Here is a 16,459-nt window from a genome sequence, read left to right as displayed (position 1 = left end):
GAGTGCGAGCGCGAATCGCCGGCCGAACACACGAGGATCAAGGGGGCCCCAGTGGCCGAGGCATACATCGTCGACGCGGTCCGTACGCCGGTCGGCCGCAAGAAGGGCAGCCTGGCCGGGGTGCACCCGGCCGACCTGGGCGCGCACGCGATCAAGGCGCTGGTCGAGCGCAGCGGGATCGACCCGGACGTGGTCGAGGACGTGGTGTTCGGCTGTGTCGACACGATCGGCCCGCAGGCGGGCGACATCGCGCGCACCGCGTGGCTCGCGGCGGGCTACAGCGAGGCGGTGCCCGGGGTCACCATCGACCGGCAGTGCGGCTCCTCGCAGCAGGCGATCCACTTCGCGGCCCAGGGTGTGATGTCCGGGACGCAGGACGTGGTGATCGCCGGTGGCGTGCAGAACATGAACCAGATCCCGATCGGCTCGGCGATGACCTCGGCCGTGCCGCTCGGCTTCTCGGACCCGTTCTCCGGTTCCAAGGGCTGGGTGGCGCGCTACGGCGACGAGCCGGTGGACCAGTTTTACGGCGCCGAGCTGATCGCGAAGCGGTGGGACATCTCTCGCGAGGAAATGGAGCGCTTCGCGCTCGCGTCGCACGAGCGCGCCCTGCACGCGATCGACAGCGGCTTCTTCGAGCGCGAGATCGCGCCGATCGACGTGGACGGCACGCTGGTCTCGGTCGACGAGCCGCCGCGCCGGGGCACCACCTTGGAGAAGATGGCGGAGCTGAAGGTGCTGATGGAGGGCGGCCGGATGACCGCCGCCGTCGCGTCGCAGATCTCCGACGGTGCGGCGGCACTGCTGATCGTCTCCGAGGGCGCGCTGAAGCGGTACGGTCTCACCCCGCGCGCCCGGGTCCACCACATGAGCGTGCGCGGCGCGTCCCCGATCGAGATGCTCTCCGCGCCCATCCCGGCCACCGAGTACGCGTTCGCCAAGTCCGGCCTGGGCATCGACGACATCGACGCGGTCGAGATCAACGAGGCGTTCGCCCCGGTCGTGCTGTCCTGGATGAAGGACATCAAGGCCCCGCACGAGAAGGTCAACCCCAACGGCGGCGCCATCGCCCTGGGCCACCCGCTCGGCGCCACCGGCGCCCGCCTGATGACCACGCTCCTGCACCACCTGGAGCGCACCGGCGGCCGCTACGGCCTGCAGACCATGTGCGAGGGCGGCGGCCAGGCCAACGCCATGATCATCGAACGCCTGGGCTGACCCGGCGTCGGCTCGCGCGACACGCGAAACGCGAAACGCCGAAGGGCGCGAGCACCGGATTCGGTGCTCGCGCCCTTCGGCGTTCGTGGGGTCGCGCCGGATCAGATCTGCCGCTGGTACGGGTGCGGCTCGTACTCGGCCGGGTGCTGCGGCGCCGCGTGCTGCGGGGCATGGACCCGGGGGATGCGGCTGGGCCACCAGTTGGCCCGGCCCAGCAGGGTCATCAGCGAGGGCAGGATCACGATGCGGACCACGATCGCGTCGATCAGGACCGCGGCGGCCAGGCCGATGCCCATCTGCTTCATGTCCAGCATGCTCAGCGTGCCGAAGACCACGAACACCGAGACCATCACGATCGCCGCGCTGGTGATCACGCCGGCCGAGCTGGTGATGCCCCTCTCGACCGCGGCCTTGGTGGACATGCCCTGCATGGCCGCCTCACGGATCCGGCTGACCACGAAGACGTGGTAGTCCATCGACAGGCCGAAGAGCACCACGAACAGGAACAACGGCAGCCAGGAGATGATCGCGCCGCTGGAGTTGAAGTCCAGGATCCCCTCGGCCCAGGTGTGCTGGAAGACCACGACCAGGAAGCCGAACGAGGCCAGCGCGGAGAGCAGGTTGATCCCGATCGCGGTGAGCGCCACGACCACCGAGCGGAACGTCACCGACATCATCACGAAGGTCAGCAGCAGCACGAACGCGATCACCAACGGCAGCTTGTCCTGCACGTGGTCGGCGAAGTCCTTGTTCGCGGCCGTCTCGCCGGAGACCGCGAACTCCGCGCCGGAAACCTTGCCGACGGTGTTCGGCAGCACGCTCTCGCGCAGTTGCTTCAGCGCCGCCTTGGCCTGCGTCGAGCTGGAGATGTGCGGCACGGTCACGTCCACCTTGAACGCGCGCCCGTCCTTCGAGACCAGCACCTCGACCGGGTCCTGGGTGAACAGCGGGTTGTTCCGGGTCTGCGCGACCGCCCGGTCCAGCGCGGCGCGGGTCTCCTTCTCCTTGCCGACCGGAGCCAGCGCGACCAGGTTGTACGGGCTGTGCTTGCTCGGGTACGCCTCGGTCATCCGGTCGTAGGTCTGCATCGTGGCCATCGAGCGCGGGAAGTCGTCGCTGGAGGTGTTCTGCAGCTTCATCCCGAAGGCCGGCAGGGCCAGCGCGCCCAGGGCGATCACCGACACCGCGAGGGTGATGGCGGGGTGGTTCAGCGCGGGACGCAGCAGCGCCTTCCACACGCGCGGCTCGCGGTCCTCACGGGCGGTCAGCCGCCACAGGATCGGGATCCGCGGCCGGTCGATCCGGTTGCCCAGCTTGGCCAGCAGCGCGGGCAGCACGGTGAGCGAACCGATCATGGCGACCGCGACCACGATGATCCCGCCGGTGGCCAGGCTGGAGAAGACCGCGTCGTCGGCGATGTACATGCCGGCCATCGAGACGGCCACCGCGATCGCGGAGACCACCACGGCGTGCCCGGAGGTGGCGGCGGCGATCTCGATCGCGTCGATCCGGCCGCGGCCCTTGGCCCGCTCCTCGCGCTCACGCTTGACGTAGAAGAGCGAGTAGTCGACGCCGACCGCCATGCCCATCATCATGATCACGCTGGAGACGGTGCCCGAGTCGGGGAAGACCGAGGAGGCGAGGCCGTACAGGCCGATCGAGGCGCCGACCGCGGAGATGGCCAGCAGCACCGGCACCGCGGCGGCGATCATCGCGCCGAACGCGACCATCAGGATGACCAGCGTCACCGGCAGGCTGAACAGTTCGGCCTGGCCGAGGTCCTTGCCGATCTGGTCCTGGATGCCCTTGCCGATCGACGCGTCGCCGATCTCCTCGACCCGCAGGTCCGGGTGCGCCTTCTGGACGCTCGCGGTCGCCTTGAGCAACGGGTCGATGTGGTCCTGGGCCTTGTCCGCCGACCCCTTCATGGTGAGCGGGACCAGCAGCGCGCGCCCGTTCTCGGCCGGGATCGGCGCGGCGACGTCGGCGACCTCGGGCAGCGCCCGCAGCTTCGCGGTGACCTCGGCGGCGACCTTGTCGGCCGCGGCCCGGTCCAGCGTGCCGTTCTTCGCGGTGATCAGCACATTCTCGCTCGCGGCGGCGTCGAGGCCGTACTGCCGGGAGATCTCGTCGGCCCGGCCGGACTGGCCGTTGCCCATGTCCGCGTCGGTGGTCTTCTCGGTACCCGCCATGCCCCCGACGACCAGGCAGATGGCGACGAATGCGATCCACATGGTGATCGCCCGCCACGGGTGGGTGGCGCTCCATCGTGCGACGCGAACGGTCGCCGGCTGCTTGGCCATTGTCAGGTCCCCTCGTGTTCCACTGCGTGTCCCGCTGACAGTTCGAGTCTGTCGGCGGGACGCTCGCGGAACACTGCGCCGGGGCCCCGATCCGGGGTGGGTCCAGACCCACCCCCGGGTGGGCGCGGACACCGTGCGAATACGACGCCGGCACCGCCCGGGTGGGGCGATGCCGGCGTTCGCGGGAGGGCGGTCAGACCCGGGTGGACTCCAGGTCGTGCAGGATCCCGCTCGCCTGCTCGACGATCCGGGTGATCAGTTCGGCGCACGAGGGCAGGTCCTCGATCACGCCGACCACCTGGCCCGAGGCCATCACGCCCAGGTCCGGACGGCCGTCCACCATCGCGGCCTTGAGCAACATCGGCGTGTTCGCCGCCATCAACACCTGCGGCCAGCTCAGCCCTTGCGACTTCTTCATCGCCAGGCCCTCGCGGACCATGTCGGTGAGCCTGGTCCCGCTGAGCTTTTGGAAGCGCACCGCGTTGGCGATCGAGCGCGGATAGCGGGCGAGCACCGAGCGCTGTTCGAGCCGCTTGACGAAGTCGGTCGCCAGCACCCGGTGCGGGACGCCGTCGACCTCCTTGGACACGATCGTGCCGTTGACGTCGGTGGCCAGGTAGACGTCCTTGACCGCGTGCCCCACCGGGCTGTCCGAGGTGAGCAGGAAGCGGGTGCCCATCGCGATCGCGTCCGCGCCGTACGCCAGGGCGGCGACCAGGCCGCGCCCGTCGAAGAAGCCGCCCGCCGCGATCACGGTGACGTCGCTGCCCCGCAGGACGTCGGTGACCTGCGGCAGCAGCAGCGTGGTCGGGATCGAGCCGGTGTGCCCGCCGCCCTCGCCGCCCTGCACGATCACGCCGTCGACGCCCCATTCGGCGACCTTCTGCGCGTGCCGCTTGGCGCCGATCGAGGGCACCACCAGCATGCCCAGATCGTGCGCCCGCTTGATCAGGTCCTTCTTCGGGGCCTGTGCGAACGAGGCGACCTTGACGCCCTCACGGCCCATCAGGTCGATCCGCTCGGCCGCGTCCGGCGCGTCCGCGCGCAGGTTGACCGCGAACGACTTCGCGGTGCTCTTCTTGACCGCCGCGATCGCCGCGACCAGTTCCTCGTAGGTCATCGTGGCCGACGCCAGGATGCCCAACCCGCCCGCCTCGGCGGTGGCCGCGACCAGTTGCGGGTAGGACACGTACCCCATGCCGGTCTGCACGATGGGGAAGTCGACGCCGAACTTCTCGGTGAACGCGTTGCGCAACGCCGGGTGCGGGCCGGCCGCGGCGCTCACGCCGGCACCTCGCGCGTCCGCATCCCGCGCGGGTCGAGCACGTCTCGCACGATCCGCAGTTCCTCGTTCGTGGGCACCCGCGAGGTGGGCACCTCGCTCGGGATCACCAACTCGAAGCCGGTCGCCTCGACGACCTCATCGACGCTGACGCCGGGGTGCACCGAGCGCAGCCGCATGACCTTCGCGTCGGTCTCGAAGTCGAGCACGCACAGGTTCGTGACGACCCGTCGGACCTCGTGGAAGCGCCCGGCGGAGCCCACCTCGGCGGCCCGGTCGTAGCCGACGCAGGAGACCATGTCCACCTTCGGCGTGAGCACGCGCGCCGAGTGCTTGGGGATCCAGTAGCTGGTGGTGTGGTTGATCGTGTTGCCCGGCCCGCCGCGCGACCCGAGCACCTGGCGCTTGGGCTTGGCCCAGTCGCCGATCGCGGAGATGTTGGCGTTTCCGTGCCGGTCGATCTGCACCGGGCCCATCATCACGTGCCGCCGACCCGAGGCGAGCACGTCCAGCACCTGGCGGTAGGGAATCCAGCCGACGACGGCGAACTCGTCCGGCGTGGCGCCCAGTCGGGCGTCGCCCTCGAAGAAGTACGACTCGCCGTTGGAGAGCATCAGGTCCGGCTCGAACGTCGCGCGGGCCAACCGGGCGCCGATCGTGGGCACGGCGCCCATCGGGCTGCCGATGATCTCGCCGTCGCCGCGGAAGCAGTCCGCGACGGCCGCGACGCACACGTCGGCCCGGGTGGCCTCGGTCAGGGTCTCGGTGCTCACTTGGCCGACTCCTTCTTGAACTCCGCGACGGCGGCCTGATATGCCGCTTCGTTCTCCACCTCGAGGAATCGCCGCTCGAACGCGGCCCACGCCTCCGGGTCGGCGGCAGCGGTGACGTAGGCCTTCTGGAACGCCTCGTCCCGGCCGTACTCCGGCGGACACTCGGTGAAGTGCGCGCCGTTCGGCGCCTCGACCACACCGTGCGTCATGTAGCGGTGCACGGTCAGCGTGTGCACACAGCCGGCCGCCTTGAGCAGCTCCTCGCTGGGCACCACGCGCTCGGCCGAGACGTACGCCTTGTCGGCCGCGAGGCAGAACAGGTCGTCCATGAACTGGTCGGGGCCGGTCAGCGCGGCGTTGCCGCGCTCGTCGGCGACGTTCGCGTGGATCAGCGCGACGTCCAGGTTCAGCGCGGGCATCGCGACCAACGTCTCGTCGCCGTACGGCGATTCGATCGTCCTCAGGTGCGGCGAGACCTTCAGGATGTCCGAGCCCAGGCCCGCCCGGGTGGGCAGGAACGGCAGCCGCTGGGCAGCGGCGCGCAGGCCGGTGAGGAACATGCCCTCGTCGTATTCGACCGCTTCGACCAGGCCGTTCTCCCGGACGTGGCGGAAGTTGGGCTCCAGCGGGATCGAGTCGAGCGACACGAACGCGTAGACGAGCTTGCTCGCCTTGCCCGCGCGGGCCAGCAGGCCCACGTCGGGACCGCCGTAGGAGACGACGGTCAGGTCCTTGAGGTCGGACCGCAGGATGGCCCGGACCAGGGCCATCGGCTTGCGCCGCGAGCCCCAGCCGCCGATGCCGACGGTCATCCCGTCGGAGAGCTGTGCGACGACCTGATCGGGCGTCATGCGCTTGTCAGCCATGGATGGTTGCTCCCGTATCTACTTCGAGGTGTCCGCTTCGCGACCCTCGGTACCGTGCTCACCCGGGGGACGACCCCCGGACCCCCGGCAAGGGCTCGTGGCGGTCACTTGGGGGTATCGGCTTCGCGACCCTCGGTACTGTGCTCGCCCGGGGGACGACCCCCGGACCCCCGGCAAGGGCTCGTGGCGGTCACTTGGAGGTATCGGCTTCGCGACCCTCGGTGAAGGCGTCGCGCAGTTCGTCCGACACACCGGTCAGGTTCAGTTCGAACGTGAAGCCCTGCTCGTAGCGGTACGAGCGCTTGACGTCGACCGGGTCGATGCCGTTCAGCGACGCCTTCGCGGCGCGGATGACGGTCGGGCTCTTCGCGGCGATGGCCCGAGCCACCTCGAACGCGGTCTCGACCAGCTTGTCCCGGTCGACCAGCTTGTAGATCGAGCCGTACGCGTGCAGTTCCGCCGCGGGGGCGTTCTCGGACGTGTACACCATCTGTCGCATCCGGTGCTGCGGGACCAGACGGGCCAGGTGGGTGGCCGCGCCGAGCGCGCCCCGGTCCACCTCGGGCAGGCCGAAGAACGCGTCGTGCGACGCGACGATGATGTCCGCGTTGCCGACCAGCCCGATCCCGCCGCCCACGCAGAAGCCGTGCACCGCCGCGATCACGGGCACCTCGCAGTCGTACACGGCCGCGAACGCGTCGAAGCAGCCCTTGTTGGCCGCGACCAGCGCGTCGAAGCCCTCGGTGTTCGACATTTCCTTGATGTCGACGCCGGCGTTGAAGCCGCGCCCTTCGGCCCGGAGCACCACGGCCCGGACCTGCGGGTCGCGGCTCGCGTCGCGGAGTCGGTCCGCGAGCTCGAACCAGCCGGCGACGGTGAGCGCGTTGACGGGGGGTGCGTCCAGCACCACCTCGGCGATGCCCTCACGCACCTCGTAACGGATAGCCATGGCAACCAGATCCATTCGGCCGCGTGTGTCGGATCGGCTGATCACGTACCCGTGTACCGGCGGGTGCGGCCGACGCGGCCGTCCGGTCGTGAGAGGCACATCACCACCCGATCTGACTGATCGTCAGATTTCTGCCACCATAGTTGACCCCGAGCGACCCACGCCAGACGGACCGAGCGTGGCGCCCACGACACCGCAGCCCGTCAGGAGCAGGCCATGACGTCCTCCCCCAACCCGCTCGACATGAGCGGACGCGTCGTTCTCGTCACCGGTGGCGGCAAGGGGATCGGACGGGGCATCAGCGAGCGCTTCCTGGCCGCCGGCGCCGACGTCGTGGTCTGCTCGCGACGCGAACCGGAGACCCTGCCCGGCTCCGGCGGACGCACCGCCGCGTACACCCCCGCCGACGTGCGCGACCCCGACACGGCCTTCGCCGCAGTGCAGTTCGTCGAGGAGCGCTTCGGTCGACTGGATGTGCTGGTGAACAACGCGGGTGGCGCGCCGCAGACCGACGCGGCCACCGCGTCGCCCCGGTTCTCCAAGGCGATCATCGAGCTGAATCTGCTCGGTCCGCTCTATTTCGCCCAAGCAGCCCACCGCTTGATGCACCGTCAAGAAACCGGCGGGGTGATCGTGAACATCTCCAGCGTGAGCGGCGTGCGTCCTTCACCGGGCACCGCGGCCTACGGCGCGGCGAAGGCCGGGATGAATTCGCTCACCCGCTCGCTCGCCGTCGAGTGGGCTCCCAAGATCCGAATCAACTCGGTGATCGTGGGCCTGGTCCGGACCGAACAGGCCCACCTGCACTACGGGGACGAGGCGGGCGTGCAGCGCGTCGCGGACACGATTCCGCTCGGTCGGATGGCGGATCCGTCGGACGTCGCGGACGTTTGTCTGTTCCTCGCGTCGCCGATGTCACGGTACGTCAGCGGAGCCGAACTGCTCATGCACGGCGGCGGGGAAATGCCCGCTTTCCTCCGTGCGGCGGACAGCGAAACCGATCATGCGCCCGTAAACTGACGGCATGACAGGACAAGTTCGCACCGTCGACGGCCGCGTCGCCGGGCGACGCGGACAGGCGACGCGGCAAAAGCTGCTCGACTGCCTCCGCGAGATGCTCGACACGTCTCCGTACCGGGACGTCAAGGTCATCGACGTCGCCCGTATGGCAGGCACCTCTCCCGCCACCTTCTACCAGTACTTTCAGGACGTCGAGAGTGCGATCCTCGAGATCGCGAACGACATGGCCAAGGACGGCCAGCGTCTGAAGACTCTCGCCGAGGACCAGAACTGGGCCGGCAAGGGCGGCTTCGCCGCCGCCGAGGCCCTGGCCGACGGATTCCTCGACTTCTGGCGGGACTACGAGCCGATCCTTCGCGTCGTCGACCTGGCCTCGGCCGAGGGCGACAAGCGCTTCTACAAGGTGCGCCAGAAGATCCTGACGGCGGTCACCGGTTCGCTGACCGAGGCCATCGAGAACATGCAGGCCAAGGGCAAGGTCGGCGACGACGTGCACCCGAACGCCATGGCGGGCACCCTCGTCGCGATGCTCGCGGCGGTGGCCGGGCACCAGAAGGGCTTCGAATCCTGGAACATCAAGATGAAGGACGTCCGTCCGGCGCTGTCCACGCTGGTCTACATGGGCGTCACGGGGAAGAAGCCCCCGACGCGTTAAGCCTGTCGGCGAGCGGGAGCCCGACGAACGCCCCGGCCTTCGGCCGTGTTGCCCTCAAACGCCGGACGGGCTGATTATCAGCCCGTCCGGCGTTCGGGTACACATGTCAAGCCCGTCCGGCGTTTGCGGACACCAGGCCGCAGGCCGGCCCGCGCCTAGATTCCCGCGAGTTCCGCGATCCGCTCCCGCTGCGCGCCCCGGTCACCGAACAGGTGCGCGGACGTGATGGCCCGCTTCAGGTACAGGTGGCAGTCGTACTCCCAGGTGAAGCCGACGCCGCCGTGCAGTTGGATCATCTCCTCGGCGACATGCCGGTACGCGGCGGTCGCCGTCGTCATCGCCAGCGGTGCCATCACCGACAGTTCGCCGGGCGACGCGAGCCCCGCCGCCTCCGCCTCGCAGGCCGCCCACGCCGCGTAGTACAGCGCCGAACGGGCCGTCTCCACCTCGACGTACAGGTCCGCGCAGCGGTGCTTGATCGCCTGGAACGAGCCGATCGGCCGGCCGAACTGCACGCGCCCCTTGGTGTACTCGACGGTCGCCTCCAGGCAGCGCGCGGCGCCACCGACCGCCTCGGCCGCCACCGCGATCTCGGCGAGCGCCAGCACCCGCTCCAGCGCCGCGTCGGCCCCGGGAGTGCCCAGCAGCCGGGCGGGGGTGTCCACGAAGGTCAGCCGGGCCTGCTTGCGGGTCTGGTCCAGGGTCGGCAGCGCCGCCCGGGTCAGCCCCGCGGCGTCCCTGTCCACGGTGAACAGCGCGAGGTCGCCGCCCTGGTTCGGAGCGCCCCCGCCCTCGACCCGTGCCACCACCACGATCAGATCCGCGATCAGCCCGTCGATCACGTGCGTCTTGACGCCGTCCAGGCGCCACCCGTCACCGTCCGCCCGCGCGACCGTCTCCACCGCGCGTACATCCCGCCGCCCCGGCTCGGCCAGCGCCAGCGCGCCGAGCGTGACGCCCGCCGCGATCCCCGGCAGGTACTCCGCCCGCGCGGCCTCGTCGCCCGCGTGCGTGAGTGCGTACGCCGTCAGCACCGACGACGCCAGGAACGGTGAGGGGAAAAGCGAGCGGCCCATCTCCTCCAGGGCCACCACCAACTCGGTGAAGCCGAAGCCGACCCCGCCGTACTCCTCCGGAATCGCGAGACCGGCCAACCCGGTCTGTTCGCACACGCGCCGCCACACCGTGGCGTCGTAGCCCGTCTCGGTGGCCATCACGGCCCGCACCGCGGGCGAGTCGCTGTGCTTGTCGAACACGTCCCGGAGTGCTCTGCGGATCTCCTGCTGCTCATCGCTGAACTCGACGTCCACGTACCGCAACTCCTTGGCACTCATGTCGTGCGGGTCGGGACGGTTGCCCGGCCCGAGTTCCGGTCGGCTCCATTGACGATCCGGCAGCCCGCGAGCACCAGTATCTGACACACCGTCATACCTTTAGAACATTGCTTTCGTCACACCTCTGAAACGTCGCGTTACCCCGGGCGTGTCGTGTTGTGTGGCATACACCATCCCCACGCCGACTACTTCGCGCGCAGGCCGAAGGGACCCGTTGTGACCGTTCTCGCCCAGGTGCTTCACGAGGCCGCCCGACGCTTTCCCGAGCGGCGGGCCCTCGTGCACGGCGGAAGCGGGTTCACCTACGCGGGGCTGGACGCGGTGACCGACCAGGTCGCCGCCGGACTGGCCCGGCGCGGCGTGCGGCCGGGTCACCTGGTCGCGCTCGTGCTCCCGTCCGGGCTCGAGTACGTGGTCGCCTACACGGCGCTGGCCCGACTCGGCGCGATCACCACCGGGGTGGGACCGCGCTACACCCCCGCCGAGCGCGCCGCGATCCTGGAGCGGGCCGCGCCGGACCTGGTGCTGGTCACCGAGGACCTGGCCGAGGGCGTCCCGGCCGGCCCCGAACTCGTCCGCTGCGTACCGGCGGCCGACGCGCACGGTGTCTGGGCCGACCTTCGGCTCGACGAGATCCCGCCCGCGCCGCCGGTGACCGGGGACCGGGAGCCGGACCTGCCCGAGACGGTCGTGTTCACCTCGGGCACCACGGGCACGCCCAAGGGCGCGCTGTTCACCTCCCGCCAGATCGCCGCGATCACCGCGATGGACACCGGCGACCGCTGGGGCGAGGGCGGCCCGCAACTGGTCGCCACCGGCCTGCCGCACGTCGGCTTCATGACCAAGTTGGCCGGCTACCTCAAGATGGGCGCGACCCTGCACCTGCTCGGCCGCTGGCGGGCCCAGGACGCGTTGCGCCTGGTCGCCAGGGAAAAGATCCCCTACCTCGGCGGCGTGGCCGCGCAGGTCTCCCTCCTGCTCGGCCGTCCCGAGTTCGACCGCTACGACCTCACCCACGTACGCGGTCTGATCGTCGGCGGCGGGCCGTCCCCCGCCCCGCTCGTGCACGAGGCCCGGACCCGGTTCGGGGCGGGCTACTCGATTCGCTACTCGTCCACCGAATCCGGCGGGCTCGGCACGCTCACCGCGTTCGACGCCCCCGACTCCGAGGCGTTGTTCACGGTCGGCCGCCCCCGACCGGGCACCGAGTTGGAGATCCGCGACCCGCGGACCGGCACCGTCCTGCCGGCCGGCGAGGAGGGACAGATCTGCCTGCGCTCGCCCGCCGTGATGGCGGGCTACTGGCGCGACCCGCGGGCGAGCGCCGCCGCCCTCGACGGCGACGGTCGGCTGCGGACCGGCGATCTCGGCCGGATCGACGAGGCCGGCTGCCTGCGGATCACCGGGCGGATGACCGAGATGTACATCCGCGGCGGATACAACGTGTATCCGCAGGAGGTGGAGGCGGTACTGCTCGACCATCCCGACGTGGCCTCCGTGGCGGTGGTGCCGCGGCCCAGTCGGGTGATGGGCGAGATCGGCGTCGCGGTCGTGGTGTCACGTGCCGCATCCGAGCCGTCACTGGCCGCGTTGCGAGAGTTCGCGGCCTCACGATTGTCCGCCCACAAGCTCCCCGAGGCGATCCGCATCGTGCCGGCACTGCCACTGACCGGGATGGACAAAGTGGACCGCAGATCCCTGACGGAACGCGAGAAGTCCTTCGGGGACGTTTAGTAACCGCGCGATGACCAGCAGATATCCGCAACATGTTTGACCAAGTCAGCAAATGTCCAGGTGATCGGACAGATGCGTCGGGACCGGGCCGGTGAGACAGTGGACAGCCCTGACGTCCCATCAGCAAGCTAACTGACTAACCGTCAGCTCGATTCCAGTGTCGATCGGATCTGGCGGCGACGAAAGATCGAAAAAGGGACGGGCGCGATGATGCTTCACGACAGCAGAGGACACCACTTCCCGGGGCACACTCGAACCAGCGTCACCGTGAACGCGGATCCGTCGGCCGAACTCGACGTGACCGGCCGACCACTCGCGCTCCGCCCCGCAGACCTGGACCGCTTCTTCCGACCACACACGGTGGCGGTGATCGGCGCCTCGGACACCGAGGGCCGGCCCGGTGCCCGGATCACCGCGCAACTGACCGCGTGGGCCGACCGGGTGGGCGCACGATTGTTCCCGGTGAACCCAAAGCACGAGCGCATCGCCGGCCGACCGTGCCACGCGGACATCTCGGCCGTCCCCGAACCGGTCGATCTGGCCGTCGTTTTGGTCGGCGACCCGGCCGAGGTACTCGAGCAACTGGCGGGCGCCGGCGTGGGATTCGCGGTCGTGTTCGCGTCCGGCTTCGCCGAGGCGGGTGCCGCCGGGGCCGAGGCGCAGGCCAGGCTCGCCCAGCTCACCTCGGGCGGCTCGCTGCGCCTGTTGGGGCCGAACACCAACCTCAACGCGTTCGAGGAGTTCCGCACCGACCTGGAGGGTCCCTCGATCGCGCTGATCACCCAGAGCGGCCACCAGGGCCGACCGGTCTTCGCGGCGCAGGACATCGGCATCCGGGTGTCCCACTGGGCCCCGGTCGGCAACGAGGCCGACCTGGAGATCGCGGACTTCATCCGGCACTTCTCCGACCAGGAGGAGGTAGGCGTGATCGCCGCGTACGTCGAGGGGTTCAAGGACGGCCGCACCTTCGCGCTGGCGGCCGACCACGCGGCCCGTCAGGGCGTACCGGTGGTGGTGGTCAAGGTCGGACGGACCGAGACCGGCGCGCGGATGGCCCAGTCGCACACCGGCAAGCTGACCGGCGGCGACCGCACCGCCTCGGCGGTGTTCCGGCAGTACGGGGTCACCCGGGTCGACGGCCTCGACGAGTTGATCGACACGTCCCAACTCTTCGCGCGCACCCGGACCCCGCTCGCGCAGGGGGTCTGCGTGTACTCGATCTCCGGCGGCACCGGCGCGCACATGGCCGACCTCGCCGCCGCCGAGGGCCTGTCGGTGCCTCGGCTGGACCGCTCCACGCAGGAACGGCTGCACGCGTGGATCCCGCCGTACCTGACCGTGTCCAACCCCGTGGACAACGGCGGGCACCCGGCGGGCGACGAGCGTGGCCGCAAGATCATCGACACGATCCTGGCCGACCCCTCGATCGGCGTGCTGGTGTGTCCGATCACCGGCGCGTTCCCGCCGATGAGCGACCGCCTCGCACAGGACCTCGTGGACGCGGCGGAGGCGACCGACAAGGTGGTCTGCGTGGTCTGGGGTTCGCCGGTGGCCGACGAGGACGCCTACCGCGAGATCCTGCTCAAGTCGAACAAGGTGGTGGTCTTCCGCACCTTCGGCAACTGTGTGCGGGCGTTGCGCGCCTACTTCGACTACCACCGCTTCCGCACCCAGTACTCGTCGCCGTTCGAGGACGTCCCGCGCACCGCGTCGCCGGCCGCCGCGAAGGCCAAGCGGCTGCTGTCGTCCGGCAAGCCGCTGTCCGAGCACTCGGCGAAGCAGTTGTTGCGCACGTACGGGATCCGGGTGCCGCGCGAACAGCTCGTCACCTCGGCCGCCGCCGCGGTGCGCGCGGCCGGGCTGATCGGCTACCCCGTGGTGATGAAGGCGTGCGGCCCGCAGTTGCCGCACAAGAGCGACCTGGGCCTGGTCAAGCTGAGCCTGCGCTCGGCGAGCCAGGTGCGGGACGCGTACCGCGAGATCACCGACGCGGCCAAGGAGGCGGGCACGGGCCGCCTCGAAGGCGTCCTGGTCTGCCAGCAGGTCGACCGGGGTGTCGAGATGGTCGTCGGCATCTCGCACGACGACCTGTTCGGCCCGACCGTCTCGGTCGGGCTGGGCGGCATCTTCGTCGAGGTCTTCGACGACATCGCGATCGGCGTGCCGCCCTTCGGCGCCTACGAGGTCAAGCGCATGCTCGGTGAACTACGCGGCCTCAAGTGTCTCCAGGGCATGCGCGGCCAGCCCCCCGCCGATCTGGACGCACTCGTCGACGTGGTCATGCGGGTACAGCGCATGGCGCTCGAACTGGGCGGCGAACTCGCCGAGTTGGACATCAACCCGCTGATGGTGATGCCCAGGGGCGGCGGCACGGTCGCCTTGGACGCCCTCGCGGTGGCCCGCTAGGACCCTGCGGGCCGGGCTTTGCGACGCGGCGCCCCCGCGCCCGAGGGTCGGGGGCGATAACCCCCGGCGCCGCGGATCCCCCCCCCCCCGCGGGGGGGCCGCCCAAACCCCGGTGCGGGTTGGACCCCCCGGCGGGGTTTGCCCCCCCGACCCGATCCGACCAACGCTCAACGCCGGACGAAAACCCTCCAGCCCGGCCGGCGCTTGAGGCCAAAAAACCACCAAGGAGCCAACGCACACATGACCACCGACACCGACCAGGACCTCTTGCACCGCGTCAGCGAGGGCGTCCTCTGGCTCACCCTCAACCGCCCTGCCGCCAGCAACTCCCTCACCTGGGCCCAACGCGAACTCCTGATCGACCTCCTCGCCGAGGCATCCGCGACCGAGACGGTCCGGGCAGTGGTCCTCACCGCCGCGGGCCCCAAGCACTTCTGTACCGGCATGGACCTGCGCAGCTCCCCAGGCACCAAGTCCCTGCTCGCGGCGGCCGCCGAGGGCGCCGAGGGCGCCGAACCCGACGACGCCCCCAAGCCCCCCGCCCGCCCCACCGGCTATGCCACCCGGATGATGAAGACCGGCGTACAGCGGCTGACCAACGCCGTCCTGGACTGCGAGAAGCCGGTGATCGCGGCGGTCAACGGCACCACCGCCGGCTACGGAATGAGCCTGGCGCTCGCGTGCGACCTGGTGATCGCCGCCGACACCGCCCGCTTCATCCAGATCTTCACCCGTCGCGGCCTGGTGCCGGACGGCGGCAGCGCGTACCTGCTGCCGCGCCTGGTCGGCCCGCAGAAGGCCAAGGAGCTGATGTTCTTCGGCGACGACCTGCCCGCCGCCGAGGCGCTCCGGATCGGCGTGGTGAACAAGGTGGTCGCCGCCGACGAGCTTCAGGCCGTGGCCAAGGAATGGGCCGAGCGGCTGGCCACCGGACCGACCCGGGCGTACGCGTTCACCAAGCAGCTGGTCAACCGTTCGCTGGAGAGCGACCGCGTGGCGGCCTTCGACGAGGAGGCGCGGATCGTCGAGCTGAACATGACCTCGCGTGACGCCAACGAGGGGGTCGCGTCGCTGATGGAGCGCCGCAAGCCGGAGTACTACGGCTGGTAGCCGCGCTCCCGACGGTCGGACGGCGGGCCCCGCTGTGGGGCCCGCGGCGGCCCGCCGAGCGCCCGCCGTTCGGTCGTTGTTCGAGCCTTGTGCCTTACGCCACAAGGCAACTGACGAGTCGTCAGATGTGACGAAGGACCCCCTCTCCTTTGATTGACGCAAGGAAATCGCGTGACGTAGCGTCACAGACCCGACGCCCCAAGACACCTGCGAGGAAGTCCACCATGGGCCAGATCGACGCAGCGAGCACGAAGCCGGCGGATCCCGCGGCCATCGCCCTGCCGGAGGGTGAGGGCATCGTCGAGGCCGCCACCTTCCGGCACGTCCTCGGCCACTTCGCCAGCGGCGTCACGGTGATCACCGCGCTCGACGGCGACACCCCGGTCGGCTTCGCCTGCCAGTCGTTCGCGTCGCTCTCGCTGGACCCGCCGCTGGTGACCTTCTTCGTGGCGAAGACCTCCACCACGTGGCCGCGGATCCGACCGGGCGGCCGGTTCTGCGTGAACGTGCTCGCCGAGGACCAGGAGCAGCTCTGCCGCGGCTTCGCGGTCAGCGGCGCGGACAAGTTCGCCGGCGTCGCGCACAGCCCCGCGCCGACCGGCTCGCCGAAGCTGGACGACGTGCTCGCGTGGATCGACTGCACGCTGGAGAGCGTGGTCGACGGCGGCGACCACGAGATCGTGATCGGCCGGGTCCAGGCCCTGGACGCGCCGCGGATGGAGTGCGCCCCGCTGCTGTTCTACAAGGGCCGGTTCGGCCACCCCAGCAACAACGGGTAGCCCCGATCCGGACCCGGGCGCCGGGCCGCG

The 16,459-nt window shown here is 70.4% G+C and carries 13 protein-coding genes; 7 read left to right on the top strand and 6 right to left on the bottom strand.

Annotated features, from left to right (window positions below; all coding sequences use genetic code 11):
• Positions 1-51: 51 nt before the first annotated feature.
• Complete coding sequence (locus ACIRL2_RS24980; protein ID WP_395866997.1) at positions 52-1,218, top strand: acetyl-CoA C-acetyltransferase; 1,167 nt, start codon at positions 52-54, stop codon at positions 1,216-1,218.
• Positions 1,219-1,319: 101 nt separating this feature from the next.
• Here the strand turns inward: ACIRL2_RS24980 and ACIRL2_RS24975 are convergent, their stop codons facing one another.
• From ACIRL2_RS24975 to ACIRL2_RS24955, 5 genes are all read right to left on the bottom strand, one after another.
• On the bottom strand, positions 1,320-3,521 hold the full coding sequence (locus ACIRL2_RS24975) for an MMPL family transporter (RefSeq protein WP_402234598.1): 2,202 nt from the start codon (positions 3,519-3,521) through the stop codon (positions 1,320-1,322).
• Positions 3,522-3,714: 193 nt separating this feature from the next.
• Complete coding sequence (locus ACIRL2_RS24970; RefSeq protein ID WP_395866993.1) at positions 3,715-4,806, bottom strand: NAD(P)H-dependent flavin oxidoreductase; 1,092 nt, start codon at positions 4,804-4,806, stop codon at positions 3,715-3,717.
• Positions 4,803-5,576, bottom strand: coding sequence for a CoA-transferase subunit beta (locus tag ACIRL2_RS24965; RefSeq protein WP_395866991.1), 774 nt, complete (start codon positions 5,574-5,576; stop codon positions 4,803-4,805). The genes ACIRL2_RS24970 and ACIRL2_RS24965 overlap by 4 nt, the downstream gene beginning before the upstream one ends.
• Positions 5,573-6,442: a CoA transferase subunit A gene (locus ACIRL2_RS24960; protein WP_402234597.1), complete on the bottom strand. Its 870-nt coding sequence runs from the start codon at positions 6,440-6,442 to the stop codon at positions 5,573-5,575. The genes ACIRL2_RS24965 and ACIRL2_RS24960 overlap by 4 nt, the downstream gene beginning before the upstream one ends.
• A gap of 190 nt (positions 6,443-6,632) precedes the next feature.
• The gene (locus tag ACIRL2_RS24955) at positions 6,633-7,391 is read right to left on the bottom strand and encodes an enoyl-CoA hydratase family protein (RefSeq protein WP_355533169.1); all 759 of its coding nucleotides are present in this window, start codon (positions 7,389-7,391) and stop codon (positions 6,633-6,635) included.
• A 216-nt stretch (positions 7,392-7,607) separates the two neighbouring features.
• On the opposite strand from ACIRL2_RS24955, the gene ACIRL2_RS24950 reads away from it, so the two are divergent.
• Positions 7,608-8,411, top strand: a complete 804-nt coding sequence (locus ACIRL2_RS24950; protein ID WP_395866987.1) for an SDR family oxidoreductase — start codon at positions 7,608-7,610, stop codon at positions 8,409-8,411.
• Positions 8,412-8,415: 4 nt separating this feature from the next.
• Entirely contained in the window at positions 8,416-9,066 is a 651-nt protein-coding gene (locus ACIRL2_RS24945; RefSeq protein ID WP_395866986.1) for a TetR/AcrR family transcriptional regulator, read from the top strand.
• Between the two features lie 155 nt (positions 9,067-9,221).
• On the opposite strand, the gene ACIRL2_RS24940 is transcribed toward ACIRL2_RS24945, so the two are convergent.
• Positions 9,222-10,400 carry an acyl-CoA dehydrogenase family protein gene (locus tag ACIRL2_RS24940; RefSeq protein WP_402234595.1) on the bottom strand — a complete coding sequence of 393 codons (1,179 nt, stop codon included), beginning with the start codon at positions 10,398-10,400 and terminating at the stop codon, positions 9,222-9,224.
• 216 nt (positions 10,401-10,616) lie between these two features.
• Here ACIRL2_RS24940 and ACIRL2_RS24935 point away from each other — a divergent pair, with 216 nt between their 5' ends.
• The 4 genes from ACIRL2_RS24935 (at position 10,617) to ACIRL2_RS24920 (ending at position 16,429) form a co-directional block, all read left to right on the top strand.
• Positions 10,617-12,134: a class I adenylate-forming enzyme family protein gene (locus ACIRL2_RS24935; protein WP_395866982.1), complete on the top strand. Its 1,518-nt coding sequence runs from the start codon at positions 10,617-10,619 to the stop codon at positions 12,132-12,134.
• Positions 12,135-12,344: 210 nt separating this feature from the next.
• Positions 12,345-14,540 carry an acetate--CoA ligase family protein gene (locus ACIRL2_RS24930; RefSeq protein WP_402234619.1) on the top strand — a complete coding sequence of 732 codons (2,196 nt, stop codon included), beginning with the start codon at positions 12,345-12,347 and terminating at the stop codon, positions 14,538-14,540.
• 240 nt (positions 14,541-14,780) lie between these two features.
• Complete coding sequence (locus ACIRL2_RS24925) at positions 14,781-15,650, top strand: enoyl-CoA hydratase/isomerase family protein (RefSeq protein ID WP_402234593.1); 870 nt, start codon at positions 14,781-14,783, stop codon at positions 15,648-15,650.
• Positions 15,651-15,874: 224 nt separating this feature from the next.
• Positions 15,875-16,429, top strand: a complete 555-nt coding sequence (locus ACIRL2_RS24920; protein WP_395866978.1) for a flavin reductase family protein — start codon at positions 15,875-15,877, stop codon at positions 16,427-16,429.
• The last annotated feature ends 30 nt before the right edge of the window (positions 16,430-16,459 follow it).

The organism is Embleya sp. NPDC127516 (assembly GCF_044765325.1).
Lineage (GTDB): Bacteria > Actinomycetota > Actinomycetes > Streptomycetales > Streptomycetaceae > Embleya.
This window is presented reverse-complemented; position numbering and strand designations above follow the sequence as displayed.

Coding starts and splice junctions, on each gene's coding strand:
- ACIRL2_RS24975 (WP_402234598.1), bottom strand. CDS start 3,521: ATGGCCAAGCAGCCGGCGACCGTTCGCGTCGCACGATGGAGCGCCACC.
- ACIRL2_RS24960 (WP_402234597.1), bottom strand. CDS start 6,442: ATGGCTGACAAGCGCATGACGCCCGATCAGGTCGTCGCACAGCTCTCC.
- ACIRL2_RS24955 (WP_355533169.1), bottom strand. CDS start 7,391: ATGGCTATCCGTTACGAGGTGCGTGAGGGCATCGCCGAGGTGGTGCTG.
- ACIRL2_RS24950 (WP_395866987.1), top strand. CDS start 7,608: ATGACGTCCTCCCCCAACCCGCTCGACATGAGCGGACGCGTCGTTCTC.
- ACIRL2_RS24945 (WP_395866986.1), top strand. CDS start 8,416: ATGACAGGACAAGTTCGCACCGTCGACGGCCGCGTCGCCGGGCGACGC.
- ACIRL2_RS24940 (WP_402234595.1), bottom strand. CDS start 10,400: ATGAGTGCCAAGGAGTTGCGGTACGTGGACGTCGAGTTCAGCGATGAG.
- ACIRL2_RS24930 (WP_402234619.1), top strand. CDS start 12,345: ATGCTTCACGACAGCAGAGGACACCACTTCCCGGGGCACACTCGAACC.
- ACIRL2_RS24925 (WP_402234593.1), top strand. CDS start 14,781: ATGACCACCGACACCGACCAGGACCTCTTGCACCGCGTCAGCGAGGGC.
- ACIRL2_RS24920 (WP_395866978.1), top strand. CDS start 15,875: ATGGGCCAGATCGACGCAGCGAGCACGAAGCCGGCGGATCCCGCGGCC.